Origin of the sequence: Providencia sp. PROV208 (assembly GCF_028479465.1) — a bacterium.
Taxonomy (GTDB): Bacteria; Pseudomonadota; Gammaproteobacteria; order Enterobacterales; family Enterobacteriaceae; genus Providencia; species Providencia alcalifaciens.
Genome location: NZ_JAMPNS010000001.1, coordinates 217,088 through 231,988 on the forward strand (window position 1 = coordinate 217,088; position 14,901 = coordinate 231,988).

A 14,901-nucleotide genomic window follows, 5' to 3' on the forward strand; every position below is an offset into this window, starting at 1 on the left:
TCATCTCTATAATAAACTTGATGAAGAGTATAATAAGCAAAGAATTAATTAGCTAATCGCTCTGACCAATCACTGTAATCATAGTCCGAGGTTTTATCAGAAAAAGGCGGGCGAGATTGAAGTAAACTACTGATCAATTTCACTTATTGTGCGTTACAAGGTGTTCTAACGTAAATTTAAGCAAAAAAGACTGAGTGTGGGCAGTAAATCACGTAACATCGTCACGATACTTCAATTTTTAATAATAAAGGAAATAATGATGCGCAAAGTTCTTTTAGCTGTTGCAGCGACCTCTGCATTTTACATGGGTGCTGCTCAAGCCATTTCTGCTGATTTCAGCGCGGGTGAACATTTTACAGAATTAAGTGCTGGTTTAGGAACTCAAGGTTCAGGTTTAGCCTTTAATGGCTCTTGGGCGCGCAGTGACCACAATGGTGAGTTAGGTAGCCTAGGGGCAACTTTCGGTCTGCCATTAGGACCATTCAATGCCTATGTCGGTGGTAAAGCACTCTATTTATCTCCTGAAGATGGTTCCAATGGTGCGGCTGCAGCGTTAGGCGGTGGTTTAAGCTGGCAAGCTCTGCCATCTTTAAGTTTCTATGGTGAAGCGTACGGCGCACCAGAATCACTGACTTCAGGTAGCAAATCCTACATGGAAGCGAAAGCTGGTGCTCGTTACACCGTATTTAAACCACTTTCAGTGGATGCAGGTTACCGCCTGATTGAAATGAAAGGTGCACATGATGATCGTAATGAGAAGTTAGCAGACGGGTGGTATGTAGGTGCCGGCCTGTCCTTTTAATTTTTCTTCATACTTCACGTTGTAGCGTTGTTGGCTGCTCTTGCTAACCCTAGTCACATACTTGTGTATGCTCCTAGGGATTAGCGCGTTTGCCGCCTAGCTACAACATGAACTATTTTGAAAAATAGATTGAGACATTTTTTTAAAAGCTTAAAAAGCAAAACACCCCATATTGGGGTGTTTTTTTATGAGTGAAATTTTGTGGGGATTAACCAACATTCGGTAGGAAGCCGGCCACGATGGCGAATTGGATAGCGATGACCGCAATACCGCAGAGCAGAACTAAACCTAAAATTGGTGTGCCACCTTTGACGCGATAAACTCCTTTGGCCTCTAATTTACGAACTCGTATCGTTAACAGTGCTGGGATGATTAATGCGAGGACAGATAATGCGACTGCGGCGTAAGTTAATGCCTGTACAAAGCTGCTGAAGAATAGTGCTGCGAGTAACGGCGGTACAAATGTTAATAGCGTCGTTTGCGCGCGACCAGCAAAGTTATTACTACGCTTAAACAAATCTGCAAGGTAATCAAATAAGCCCAACGCAACGCCTAAGAATGAAGTCGCTAATGCTAAGTCCATAAACAGTGCAACAGCCATGTTCACTCGAGGAGTCGCGACGACATCACGGATTGCCGTTAATAGCCCATTTAATCCGGAAGATTGTGCCAAGATACCCATAAAAGTATCGGATGGGATAGCACCAAGGGTTGCAATTTGCCATAAAATGTAGGCGACGAGCGGGATCGCACTCCCTGTAATAAAAATGATACGCAGCTTACGTACATCACCATTCATATAATTGACTAAACTTGGTACGCTTCCGTGGAATCCAAAAGAGGTAAAAATGACTGGCACCGCGGCTAATACAAGACCTTTTTCTAGCGGCATAGTGCTTAAGTTAATCGCCTCTGCATGGGGCATCATGACGGCAAGCATAATCACTAAGAAAATCGTTTTGGCTGTAAACAGAATGCGGTTAATGAAATCAACAGAATGCGTACCCACACAGACTATTGCACCACCCACAACAGTAAACATAATAATGGCACTTTGAGTCGAAACAGTAATTCCCCACCAAGAAGATAGGCTATCAGCGATCAGCACGCCCGCACCGCCAATATAGGCAGTCGTCAGAGCGTACATCAGCAACAGCATACTCAAGCCAGTGACAATTTGACCGACAGGACCGAGGTATTTTTTCGCGACACTACCGAGACCCATATTGGCAGGATTGTGTTGATAAACCTCGACGAGCAGCAATGAGGTGTAACTCATCAGCATCCATAAACCAATTAATAAACAGACTATTCCAGTGAAGCCAACACCTGCTGCCGCTAGCGGCATTGCTAGCATTCCTGCACCAATTGTTGTTCCTGCTACGATCAAAATACTGCCAAGGGTACGATTCTTCACAAATTCCTCTGATTGAATTCGGGTTATTAATAATTTAAGCAGATTATGCGATTGCGTTTATCCTGTCAAATCTGAATTACAGCTAGTGTAATGTATTATTTACATTAAAAATAAGAGACAAGATTCCTTAATGATTGCGTCGGAAAGTGTGTTGATCGTGAAGTGTAAAAGCGGGTTAATGAAGCGGAATTTATGTGAAATTTATAGATTTTAAATGTTAAAAATAAGAGTGTATTAGATTGATTTTACTCATTATGTTATTTAACTGAGCATTATGGCAGCAACTAAAGGCAAATATTGTGATGGAGGCAAAATATTGCGAATGAAAATAAAACAATATTGTTTTTTAAATTAATATAAATCAAATTAATAAGTTAAGACCATCTGGATAATAGTGGAAACCTATAAATAAAGGATGGACCTATGGACTTTATGATTCAACTTGCCATTATTCTTGTCTGCTTGTTCTACGGAGCAAGAAAAGGGGGGATGGCGCTCGGACTGCTAGGTGGTGTGGGCCTAGTTATTCTCGTCTTTGGTTTTGGTTTACCGCCAGGAAAACCGCCTGTAGACGTCATGTTAGTTATTATTGCTGTTGTTGCCGCATCAGCAACCTTACAAGCCTCAGGCGGTTTGGACGTTATGCTACAAATAGCAGAACGTTTACTGCGTAAAAATCCAAAATACATTTCCATTGTTGCACCTTTTGTCACCTGCATCTTAACCATTTTGTGTGGTACAGGGCATGTGGTGTATACCATTTTGCCCATCATTTATGATGCAGCGATCAAAAATAATATTCGCCCTGAAAGACCGATGGCGGCGAGTAGTATCGGTGCGCAGATGGGGATCATTGCCAGCCCTGTTTCTGTGGCAGTTGTTTCATTAGTTGCGATGCTAAATGGCGTTTCTATCAATGGTAAATCTTTAGAATTCTTAGATTTACTCGCGATTACCATCCCATCAACGTTAATTGGTATTTTAGCCATTGGTATCTTTAGTTGGTTCCGTGGGAAGGATTTAGATAAAGACCCTGTTTTTCAAGAGTTTATTTCTGTTCCTGAAAACCATGATTACGTTTATGGCGATAGCGTCACGCTACTAGATAAAAAGTTACCGAAAATCAACTGGGTAGCAATGTGGATTTTCTTAGCGTCTATCGTCGTCGTGGCATTGCTGGGGGCATTCTCGGAATTAAGGCCATTGATTAACGGTAAACCATTATCCATGGTTCTGGTCATTCAGATGTTTATGCTGCTGGCGGGTGCACTGATTATTATTATTTGTAAAACCAATCCAGGGCAGATTTCTAAGAACGAAGTGTTCCGTTCAGGGATGATAGCGATTGTTGCCGTGTATGGTATCGCATGGATGGCTGAAACCATGTTCGGTGCCCATATGGATGAAATAAAAGGCACTTTAGGTTCATTAGTGAAAGATTTCCCATGGGCCTATGCGGTTATCTTATTATTAGTCTCTAAGTTTGTTAACTCACAAGCTGCAGCATTAGCCGCAGTAGTACCAATTGCATTGGGTATCGGTGTTGATCCTGCGTATATTATTGCATCTGCGCCAGCGTGTTATGGTTATTACATCCTACCGACTTACCCAAGTGACCTTGCTGCTATCCAGTTTGACCGTTCGGGTACAACACGTATTGGTAAATTTGTTATCAACCATAGCTTTATCCTGCCAGGCTTAATTGGGGTAGGTGTATCCTGTGTGTTTGGATGGATTTTTGCCGCGATGTACGGTTATTTATAAAAATCCCCATCATACTTAAAGCCGCAGGGGTGTTAGCTTCACTTAGCTAGTCGGGTGCTTCCCGTCTAGCTTCGTTTGCAGCCGACCTGTAACTCGAATTATTTTGGGTATTATTTTATAAGCAAAAAGCGATTGCTCGAGTTATCAAAGCAGTCGCTTTTTATTATGTTATGGCTAGATACACAGTATTACTAGCATCGCTACTCGATTTCAATATCGGAAAGTGGGTGGCAACAACAAGGTAGAATTTCACCTTCTTGAATAAACGCAATGGGTTTACGTTTATAGCCGACTTTACCTTTGAGTAATGTTACGCGACACGAGCCACAATAGCCTTCTCGACATTGGTATTCAACGGGGACTCGGCTGTCTTCAAGTGCTTCCAATAAACTTGAGTGAACATCGGTATGGTAGGGAACTTGCACACCCTGCGTAAGACGCAGGGTGATTTTATGACTTGCCATAATTACAGTTCGAAATCACTCAAATCATCGGTATTAACTTCAGCGTCAATCTGACCGACTAAATAAGAGCTGACTTCGACTTCTTGTGGTGCCACTTGAACGTTGTCAGACACTAACCATGCGTTGATCCACGGAATCGGATTGGAGCGCGCTTCAAATGGTAATTTCAGACCTACTGCTTGCATACGAATGTTGGTGATATATTCCACATATTGGCACAGAATATCTTTGTTCAGACCAATCATAGAGCCTTCGCTGAATAAATATTCAGCCCACTCTTTTTCTTGTTCTGCGGCATCCACAAACAGTCGATAACATTCCTCTTCACACTCAGCAGCAATCTCGGCCATTTCAGGATCATCTTGTCCTGAACGTAGCAGGTTTAGCATATGCTGAGTACCCGTTAAGTGCAGAGCTTCATCGCGAGCAATCAGTTTGATGATTTTCGCGTTACCTTCCATGAGTTCACGTTCTGCAAAAGCGAAAGAGCACGCAAAGCTGACGTAGAAGCGGATAGCTTCGAGAGCGTTTACGCTCATTAAGCATAAATACAGCTGTTTCTTGAGTGCACGCAGTGAAACAGTGATTTCCTTACCTTCAAAGGTATGCGTTCCTTCACCAAACATATGGTAATAGTTGGTCATCTCGATAAGCGTATCGTAATACGCAGAGATATCACGGGCACGTTTGAGGATCTCTTCGTTTTCAACGATATCGTCGAAGATGATCGCCGGGTCATTCACGATATTACGGATAATATGCGTGTATGAACGTGAGTGGATAGTTTCTGAGAATGACCAAGTCTCAACCCAAGTTTCTAACTCTGGGATTGAAATCAGTGGCAAAAATGCCACGTTAGGGCTGCGACCCTGAATAGAGTCAAGCAGCGTTTGGTATTTCAGGTTACTGATAAAAATGTGTTTCTCATGATCAGGCAACGCGTTGTAGTCAATACGGTCGCGAGCCACATCAACTTCTTCTGGACGCCAGAAAAATGAGAGTTGCTTTTCAATCAGTTTCTCAAAAATAGGGTATTTTTGCTGATCAAATCGAGCAACGTTTACAGGCTGACCGAAAAACATCGGTTCCAGCAACTGGTTATTCTTTTTCTGAGAAAAAATCGTGTATGAATGTGACATAACCATCCCTATTAAATTTTACAAGCCCCGCCTTCACAATCAGAATCTGCGCTTTCTACAACTTCTTCCAGATCCCCCTGAACATCTTCAGCACCATCGCGGGTGTTGTGATAGTAAAGTGTTTTCACACCAAACTTATAGGCTAACAATAAATCTTTTAACAGCTGATTCATTGGTACTTTTCCATTTGAGAAGCGGGTTGGGTCATAGTTTGTATTGGAAGAAATCGACTGGTCGATAAACTTCTGCATGATCCCAACTAGCTGCAAATAGCCGCTATTAGAAGGCATTTGCCATAATAGCTCGTAAGCACCTTTTAGGTTTTCATAATCTGGCACCACTTGGCGCAGGATACCGTCTTTTGATGCTTTAATACTGATATAACCGCGTGGTGGTTCGATACCATTGGTCGCGTTCGAAATCTGAGACGAGGTCTCTGATGGCATTAATGCTGACAACGTCGAGTTGCGCAGACCATACTGTTTGATCTCTGCACGTAGTGCTTCCCAGTCATAATGCAGTGGTTCGTTGGTTAACTTGTCGAGTTCACGTTTGTAAGTGTCGATAGGTAACACGCCTTGTGCATAAGTGGTTTCATTGAACCATGGGCAAGCGCCTTGCTCTTTAGCCAATTCATTCGACGCTTTCAGTAAGTAATATTGAATCGCTTCGAATGTTTTGTGCGTCAGATTATTGGCGCTACCATCGGAGTAACGCACACCGTGTTTCGCTAAGTAGTAAGCGTAGTTAATCACACCAATACCCAGAGTACGGCGCCCCATTGAGCCTTTTTTCGCGGCTGGGATTGGGTAATCTTGGTAGTCTAACAGTGCATCTAACGCACGAACGGCTAAGATTGCTAATTCTTCTAATTCATCAAGGCTTTCAATCGCACCTAAGTTAAAGGCAGACAGCGTACACAGTGCGATTTCACCATTCTCGTCATTGACGTTATTTAATGGTTTTGTTGGCAGCGCAATTTCCAGACACAGGTTGGATTGACGGACAGGAGCAATCTGTGGGTCAAATGGGCTGTGGGTATTGCAGTGGTCAACGTTTTGAATATAGATACGACCTGTTGACGCACGTTCTTGCATCATTAATGAGAACAACTCAACCGCTTTCACGCTGGATTTGCGGATTGTCTCATCTTGTTCATATTGCACATATAAACGTTCAAATTCGTCTTGATCTGCGAAGAATGCGTCATACAAGCCTGGGACATCAGAAGGGCTAAACAAAGTGATGTTTTGGTTCTTGATCAGGCGTTCATACATTAACTTGTTGAGCTGAACACCGTAGTCCATATGGCGAACACGGTTACCTTCAACACCACGGTTGTTTTTCAGAACCAGTAAGCTTTCCACCTCTAAGTGCCAAATTGGGTAGAATAGAGTTGCTGCACCCCCACGTACGCCACCTTGTGAACAAGATTTTACGGCAGTTTGGAAGTGTTTATAGAATGGAATACAACCCGTATGGAAAGCTTCACCACCACGGATTGGGCTACCCAGTGCACGAATGCGACCTGCGTTGATACCGATACCCGCACGCTGAGACACATATTTTACGATAGCACTTGAGGTTGCATTGATAGAATCAAGGCTGTCACCACACTCAATCAGGACACAAGAACTGAACTGACGTGTTGGCGTACGTACCCCCGCCATAATTGGCGTAGGTAAAGAAATTTTGAATGTTGATACCGCGTCATAGAAGCGGCGGATGTAATCTAAACGGGTTGCTTGTGGGTAATGAGAGAACAAGCATGCAGCAACCAGAATATATAAAAACTGGGCACTTTCGTAGATTTCACCGGTGACTCGGTTTTGAACTAAATATTTCCCTTCTAACTGTTTAACCGCTGCGTAGGAGAAATTCATATCACGCCAATGGTCAATAAAACCATCCATTTGCTCGAAATCTGCTTCGGTGTAGTCTTCCAGCAAATGCTTATCATATTTACCCATTTCAACCAGATGTTTTACGTGGGCATATAATTTTGGTGGCTCAAACTGGCCGTAGGCTTTTTTGCGCAGGTTAAAAATCGCTAAACGTGCAGCAAGGTATTGGTAATCTGGTGTTTCACCGGTGATTAAGTCAGCAGCAGCTTTAATCATCGTTTCGTGAATATCAGAAGTTCTGATCCCATCATAAAACTGAATCTGAGAACGTAACTCCACCTGTGAAACTGATACGTTACTAAGACCTTCCGCTGCCCATGTAATAACTTTATGGATTTTGTCTAGGTCAATGCGTTCTTTATGTCCATCACGTTTTGTGACTAACAGACTCTGGTTCATGAGCAAGTACACCTTGGTTGGGTTACAAATAGAGGGTCCCAAACGTAAAAAAGCTCATGATGGATGATCATGAGACTTGTATATTAAATTTGTGAGTACCACTATATGTAGTAGTTTGTTAAGAATCTAATAACAAGATAATGTTAATGTGTGATTTTATCAAGTGTACAAATCTGATAGTTTTTGTGGATAACAACTGGATAAGAAAAATTGATCATGTCGGTAAGCTGCATGAGAAGTGGAGTTGCTAAAAATTGACTTACCGACATTAACCTAAAAATTATTTTGTAAAGTTGAGACCGTTTGCTGTTTTCTTAAACGTACCGCTTGCTATTTATTCGCTGACCGTGTGAAGCATATAATTCACATCAACGTTAGGTCCTAACCAAAATTTATCGGTGATTGGATTATAATGTAATCCCATCATATGTTGTTCTTTTAACTGCGTTTTATCGACCCAACTGATTAATTCAGATGGACGGATAAATTTATTGACATCGTGGGTGCCTTTCGGAACCATTTTCATCACATATTCTGCTGCCACGACAGCCATTAACCATGCTTTTCTATTACGGTTAATGGTGGAGAATATGACATGCCCACCCGGTTTGACTAACTTCGCACAGGCACGAACGACAGATTCAGGGTCAGGAACGTGCTCAAGCATTTCCATACAGGTGACAATATCGTAGCTCTGTGGATGTTTATCAGCGTGTTGTTCCACTGTTTCTTGAACATATTCGACAGGGATCCCTGATTCCAGAGAATGTAGCCGAGCGACCATTAAAGGGTCTGCGCCCATGTCTAACCCCGTGACATCTGCACCTTCACGCGCCATGCTTTCAGATAAAATCCCACCACCACAGCCCACATCGAGAATTTTTTTACCAAAAATACCGTCTACGCGTTGCATGATATAACCCAAACGGAGAGGGTTAATTCGGTGCAGTGGGGCAAATTCGCCTTCAAGATCCCACCAACGCGACGCTATCGATTCAAACTTTTCAATTTCGTGTTTATCGACATTTAAATACGTTTGGTCTTGGGTATCATTCATCTGAGGAACTCCTATATCTATTTCTATCCGCGCATTACTTATTTTTACCTATTGAACTATATTTAATTTGCAAAATGCAGATATAGGCTTAAATCAGTAATGGGACGATAGCCGCCCGTGAGTTGATTTATTGGGATTATGGACCAAATATGAAAATCCTTGAGAGACTATTGCTTGAAATTCTACAAGATTCGGACACATAAGCTCATTTTTCCGCTATTATACATAGCTTGAAAGACAAATACTCACTTCTCTTATCTCTTAATTAAATAAGGGAGTTGTGGTATAGTTTACTCTTTGAATCTGAAGTTATGAGGGACAGTGGTTCCATGAGCGAGATTGCCAGAGAAATCACCCCAGTCAATATCGAAGAAGAACTGAAAAGTTCCTATTTGGATTATGCAATGTCCGTTATCGTCGGTCGTGCACTTCCAGATGTTCGAGATGGGCTGAAGCCAGTACATCGCCGAGTCTTATTTGCGATGAATGTACTGGGAAATGATTGGAATAAACCCTATAAAAAGTCTGCCCGTATCGTCGGGGACGTCATCGGTAAATACCATCCACATGGGGATAGCGCCGTTTATGAGACAATCGTCCGTCTCGCGCAGCCTTTCTCTATGCGTTACATGCTGGTAGATGGTCAGGGGAACTTTGGTTCAGTTGACGGAGACTCCGCCGCTGCAATGCGTTATACGGAAATCCGTATGGCAAAAATTGCCCATGAAATGCTGGCTGATTTAGAAAAAGAAACCGTAGACTTTGTTCCTAACTATGATGGTACAGAGCAAATCCCTGAAGTGATGCCAACCAAAATACCTAACCTATTGGTGAATGGTTCTTCCGGTATTGCTGTCGGGATGGCAACCAATATTCCTCCTCACAACTTAGGGGAAGTGATTAACGGTTGCTTAGCTTATATAGAAGATGAAGATATTAGCATTGAAGGCCTGATGGAGCACATTCCGGGACCTGATTTCCCGACAGCTGCAATTATCAACGGTCGTCGTGGTATCATCGATGCATATCGTACAGGTCGCGGTAAGGTGTACATTCGTGCACGTGCCGAGGTCGAAGTTGATGAGAAAAATGGTCGCGAAACCATTATTGTCAACGAAATTCCATATCAAGTGAACAAAGCGCGCTTGATTGAAAAGATTGCAGAATTAGTTAAAGAAAAACGTGTTGAAGGCATCAGTGCACTGCGTGATGAGTCTGACAAAGACGGTATGCGCATTGTTATTGAAATTAAACGCGATGCTGTTGGCGAAGTGGTGCTCAATAACCTGTATTCACTGACTCAACTGCAAGTTTCTTTCGGTATCAACATGGTGGCTCTGCATCAGGGTCAACCAAAAATCTTGAACCTGAAAGATATTATTGCCGCGTTTGTTCGCCATCGTCGTGAAGTTGTTACACGTCGTACTATTTTCGAACTGCGTAAAGCCCGTGACCGTGCGCACATCCTTGAAGCGTTGGCGGTGGCACTGGCGAATATCGACCCAATTATCGAATTGATCCGTAAAGCACCGACACCTGCGGAAGCTAAAGCAGGGCTGATTTCTCGTTCTTGGGACTTAGGCAACGTTGCTTCCATGCTAGAGCGTGCTGGTGATGATGCTGCACGTCCAGAGTGGTTAGAGCCACAATATGGTGTTCATGAAGGTCAATATTTCCTGACTGAACAACAGGCTCAAGCTATTTTGGATCTGCGTTTACAGAAATTAACTGGTCTTGAGCATGAAAAACTGCTGGAAGAGTACCGCGAACTTCTGAAACAAATCGAAGAGTTACTGTTTATTCTGCGTAGCCCAGAGCGTTTGATGGAAGTCATTCGTGAAGAGTTAGAAGCAATTCGTGATGCTTATAATGACCCGCGTCGTACTGAGATCACAGAAAATACCGCAGATATCAATATTGAGGATTTGATCAACCAAGAAGATGTGGTTGTGACGTTATCTCACCAAGGTTATGTGAAGTATCAGCCATTGTCTGACTACGAAGCACAGCGTCGTGGTGGTAAAGGTAAGTCCGCAGCACGTATTAAAGAAGAAGACTTTATTGAGCGTCTGCTGGTTGCCAATACCCACGATACTATCTTGTGTTTCTCAAGTCGTGGTCGCTTATATTGGATGAAAGTGTATCAATTGCCTGAAGCTAGCCGTGGTGCTCGTGGACGCCCAATTGTTAACTTACTACCATTGGAACAAGATGAGCGCATTACGGCTATATTGCCTGTGCGTGAGTACGAAGAAGGCTATTATGTCTTTATGGCTACCGCGAGCGGTACTGTGAAGAAAACGCCTCTGCAAGATTTCAGTCGTCCAAGAAGCGCGGGTATTATCGCGGTAAACTTGAATGAAGGCGATGAACTCATTGGTGTTGATTTAACCAATGGCAGTAACGAAGTCATGCTGTTCTCTGCGCAAGGTAAAGTCGTTCGTTTTGCAGAGGATGCGGTTCGTGCGATGGGACGTACAGCGACAGGTGTTCGCGGTATTAAATTAATGGACAACGACAAAGTTGTTTCTTTAATTATCCCACGTGGTGAAGGGCATATTCTGACGGTCACTGAAAATGGTTTCGGTAAGCGTACAGAAGAGGCTGAATACCCAACGAAATCTCGTGCAACTCAAGGAGTTATCTCCATTAAAGTGAGCGAGCGTAATGGTCATGTGGTGGGTGCAATCCAAGTGGAAGACACAGACCAAATCATGATGATTACGGATGCAGGTACTTTGGTTCGTACTCGTGTTTCCGAAGTGAGTGTGGTAGGGCGTAATACCCAAGGTGTTACTCTGATCCGAACTGCTGAAGATGAAAAAGTGGTTGGTTTGCAACGTGTTGCTGAAACTGAAGACGATGAAAATACCGATGAAGATGGTATTGATGTTGACGGTGATGTTGATACCAGCGTAGACACTGAAGAGTAAGTATAAAACACAAATTAAACGGGCGGATTATCCGCCCGTTTTTATATGTTTACACTGGCAATATACATGGAAGTTATTGGTTGTCGCTTTTCATTGAGTTAATCGAGTATACTCAGGGTTAGTGATAATGTACTTGTAGGTAACGGATTGAGATATTTACCCTCGTTTAAGACATCCCTCAGATTATCTAGAGATCTTTTTCGTGTCCTAGGCATTATGCTATGGGGAATGGGGCTTTTCATCACGCTATTTTTCCTCTATACGCAATTCAATGAGCATAAATCGGACCTACGCCAACAATTCCATTCCGGTTATGAAAATCTGCAAGTTTACATTCAACAGTCCAATGCTACGTTGCGTCTAATTCACTCGATGACGAGGCAACAGAAACTTAAAGACCAAGAATATCAACAAAAAATGGGTATTCAACAGGAAGAAATTACGCTACCGACATCTGCCTCATATGCTTTATATCCCTTGAGCCCAACAGCCGACTGTGAAGTCTTTAAGCAAAGAACGAGAAACTATCTTTCTGCCTTTGAACAACTCAATATGTTTTGGAAAGACAGTATTGCGATCCCTCAAGGGGTAAATCACGTATTTGTCTTTGGTACAGGTAGTTATTGCATGATGGATTACTCTATTCGTGCTGCGGTTTCTGATATCGACGTGTTAAAGAAAGTCGTTTATGACAACACGCGTCTCTACAAGCAATTAAAGCAGCAGGGTCAAGAGCGAAATTTATATACCATCACTCACAATTCTCAGCCATCAAATGGTCAACTTTATTTGATGATCCCTATTTATGAGAAAGGCATAATTGTTGGATTTATTGGTATAGAGCGTACTATTAATTTAAACCAATTCAATTTGCGTAATAATGCAGCGGTTGAAATCACGTTAATTAACAACTTAAATCAACCAGTCCTTTATACCTCGTCAGATGTGAACATTAAAAACTCACCCTTACTGACGTCAGGGGAAATAAACTACTTTGGTTTTAACTCTGATTACACAAAACTTTTTTTCAAGAAACGTTTAGCACCTTCACAGCTTACTGTTATTTATTCTATTTCAACGTCGTATTTAATCGATAATCTTAAAACTTCAATCATTTATGCACTGTTGATCAATATTTTATCAGGTGCGTTGATTTTCTTTTTAATTTGGTTATTAGAACGGCGTATGTTAGAGCCAGCGGCAAATACGGCGATTCGCTTGGAGGAGCATGAGCAATTTAACCACAAAATTGTGGCATCAGCACCTGTTGGGATCATTATCTTAAGACTAAGTGATGGCGGAAATATTCTGAGTAATGAGCTTGCTCATAACTATTTTCGTTTGCTCAATGATGATGATAAGCAGCGCATTTTGACAATTATTCGCCAGAAATCCAGCAACTACATTGATGTTGTGGCGACGAATGGTACCCATTTACAGATTAGTTTCGTGAATTCACGTTATCAAAATGAAGATGTAGCGATTTGTGTACTGATTGATATCAGCATCCGCGTTCAGATGGAGAAATCATTACAGGACGTCGCGGATGCCGCAGAACAAGCGAACCAAGCCAAATCCATGTTCTTGGCGACCGTTAGCCATGAATTAAGAACACCGCTGTATGGAATCATCGGTAATATTGAGTTGCTACAACGCTATGAATTATCGGATAAAGCGGTTCGATTAGTCTCGACAATGGATAACTCTTCGTCGCTACTGCTGCAAATCATTAGTGATATTTTAGATTTTTCCAAAATTGAATCTAAACAACTGAAAATAGAAAATAAATTATTCAATTGTCGTAATGTGTTTGCTTATGTACTTGCTAACTATGTGCCGTTGGCAACGAAAAAACAAGTCTCACTCTATTCGTATATTGAGCCTAATATTCCTGATTTAATGCTCAGCGATCCGGTACGTTTACAACAAGTTATCTCTAATATTGTGAATAACAGTATTAAATTCACCGATTCTGGGTTTGTCATGCTGCATGTGTGGAAAGATGAAAACTACCTAAAAATAGAGGTCAAAGATTCAGGAATAGGTATGACACCGGCGGTGGTGATGCAACTCTTTGACCCATTCTTCCAAGTTTACGATCAAAATAATGGGCATAAAGGGACAGGACTTGGATTAGCTATTTGCGAAAAACTCATTAACTTAATGGATGGTGATATTGCCGTGGATTCTCAAGCGGGATTAGGAAGTCGATTTACGATCCGCATTCCACTTTATGGTCAGCAATATATTGAGTCCAATATCCCTGAATATCGCAAAAGTTATCATATTGCTGTGACCGGATTGAATTCATTTTTGCTTGATTTCATCACAAGGTTGCTGGAACACCATGATTTTAATGTGGTAAAGGCGAGTGAGAATGAAACGTATGATTTGATGATTACGGATAATTCAGAATACCTTGTCGCACAGGGTAAAAATCTACTTCGACTCAGTAGTTTATATTCAGGTGAGTTATTTGAAACGCAATCTAACGAATGGCTGTATAACACTTATCAGCTCGATAAGTTGCCGATGCTGATTGATAAATTTATCGTTAAATTGACTCAAGAGACAAAAGAAAGCTTAGAAAATAATGAGCTTGAAGGGGCGGATGCAGATCTGAATGAATTTAAAGTCTTAATTGTTGATGACCATCCGATTAACCGTATGCTCCTGACAGAACAATTAGCAAGCATAGGATTCATGACAAGCACGGCTGTAGATGGATTAGATGCACTAAAACACCTTGAACATTGTCATGCCGATATTGTGCTTTCAGACGTGAATATGCCAAATATGGATGGCTATCAATTAGCGAGAGCATTACGTGAACAAGGCTTTAGACAGCCAATTGTGGCATTAACTGCCAATGCGATGGCAGAAGAGAAACAGCGCTGTCTGGATGCTGGCATGAATGATTGCTTATCGAAGCCAACGTCTATCAGCATATTGCGTGAATCGTTGGTAAAATACGTGAAGCCGAGCGAATCAATAACACATTGAATAGAAAAAATAAAAGCCC

General features: G+C 42.0%; 9 protein-coding genes. 4 read left to right on the forward strand and 5 right to left on the reverse strand.

The features are described 5' to 3' along the window. The first annotated feature begins 259 nt into the window (after nucleotides 1-259). Nucleotides 260-802, forward strand: coding sequence for a YfaZ family outer membrane protein (locus PR766_RS01000; RefSeq protein ID WP_006661376.1), 543 nt, complete (start codon nucleotides 260-262; stop codon nucleotides 800-802). A 208-nt stretch (nucleotides 803-1,010) separates the two neighbouring features. Here the strand turns inward: PR766_RS01000 and tyrP are convergent, their stop codons facing one another. Then, a complete protein-coding gene (gene tyrP / locus PR766_RS01005) occupies nucleotides 1,011-2,159 on the reverse strand; it encodes a tyrosine transporter TyrP (protein ID WP_230304703.1) in 1,149 nt (382 codons plus the stop codon). Between the two features lie 483 nt (nucleotides 2,160-2,642). Here tyrP and PR766_RS01010 point away from each other — a divergent pair, with 483 nt between their 5' ends. Further along, nucleotides 2,643-3,983, forward strand: a complete 1,341-nt coding sequence (locus PR766_RS01010) for an anaerobic C4-dicarboxylate transporter (protein WP_006660307.1) — start codon at nucleotides 2,643-2,645, stop codon at nucleotides 3,981-3,983. A 200-nt stretch (nucleotides 3,984-4,183) separates the two neighbouring features. Here PR766_RS01010 and yfaE read toward each other — a convergent pair whose 3' ends face one another. The 4 genes from yfaE to ubiG all read right to left on the reverse strand — a co-directional run bounded on the left by yfaE (nucleotide 4,184) and on the right by ubiG (nucleotide 8,946). Beyond that, nucleotides 4,184-4,447 carry a class I ribonucleotide reductase maintenance protein YfaE gene (gene yfaE, locus PR766_RS01015; protein ID WP_036961183.1) on the reverse strand — a complete coding sequence of 88 codons (264 nt, stop codon included), beginning with the start codon at nucleotides 4,445-4,447 and terminating at the stop codon, nucleotides 4,184-4,186. 2 nt (nucleotides 4,448-4,449) lie between these two features. Beyond that, entirely contained in the window at nucleotides 4,450-5,586 is a 1,137-nt protein-coding gene (gene nrdB / locus PR766_RS01020; protein WP_006661379.1) for a class Ia ribonucleoside-diphosphate reductase subunit beta, read from the reverse strand. A gap of 11 nt (nucleotides 5,587-5,597) precedes the next feature. Further along, the gene (nrdA, locus tag PR766_RS01025) at nucleotides 5,598-7,889 is read right to left on the reverse strand and encodes a class 1a ribonucleoside-diphosphate reductase subunit alpha (protein WP_154636398.1); all 2,292 of its coding nucleotides are present in this window, start codon (nucleotides 7,887-7,889) and stop codon (nucleotides 5,598-5,600) included. A gap of 334 nt (nucleotides 7,890-8,223) precedes the next feature. After that, entirely contained in the window at nucleotides 8,224-8,946 is a 723-nt protein-coding gene (gene ubiG, locus PR766_RS01030; RefSeq protein ID WP_006660311.1) for a bifunctional 2-polyprenyl-6-hydroxyphenol methylase/3-demethylubiquinol 3-O-methyltransferase UbiG, read from the reverse strand. A 329-nt stretch (nucleotides 8,947-9,275) separates the two neighbouring features. Here ubiG and gyrA point away from each other — a divergent pair, with 329 nt between their 5' ends. Both gyrA and rcsC read left to right on the forward strand, forming a co-directional pair. Next, nucleotides 9,276-11,879 carry a DNA topoisomerase (ATP-hydrolyzing) subunit A gene (gene gyrA / locus PR766_RS01035; protein ID WP_154636399.1) on the forward strand — a complete coding sequence of 868 codons (2,604 nt, stop codon included), beginning with the start codon at nucleotides 9,276-9,278 and terminating at the stop codon, nucleotides 11,877-11,879. 147 nt (nucleotides 11,880-12,026) lie between these two features. Continuing rightward, complete coding sequence (gene rcsC / locus PR766_RS01040) at nucleotides 12,027-14,882, forward strand: two-component system sensor histidine kinase RcsC (RefSeq protein WP_154636400.1); 2,856 nt, start codon at nucleotides 12,027-12,029, stop codon at nucleotides 14,880-14,882. The last annotated feature ends 19 nt before the right edge of the window (nucleotides 14,883-14,901 follow it).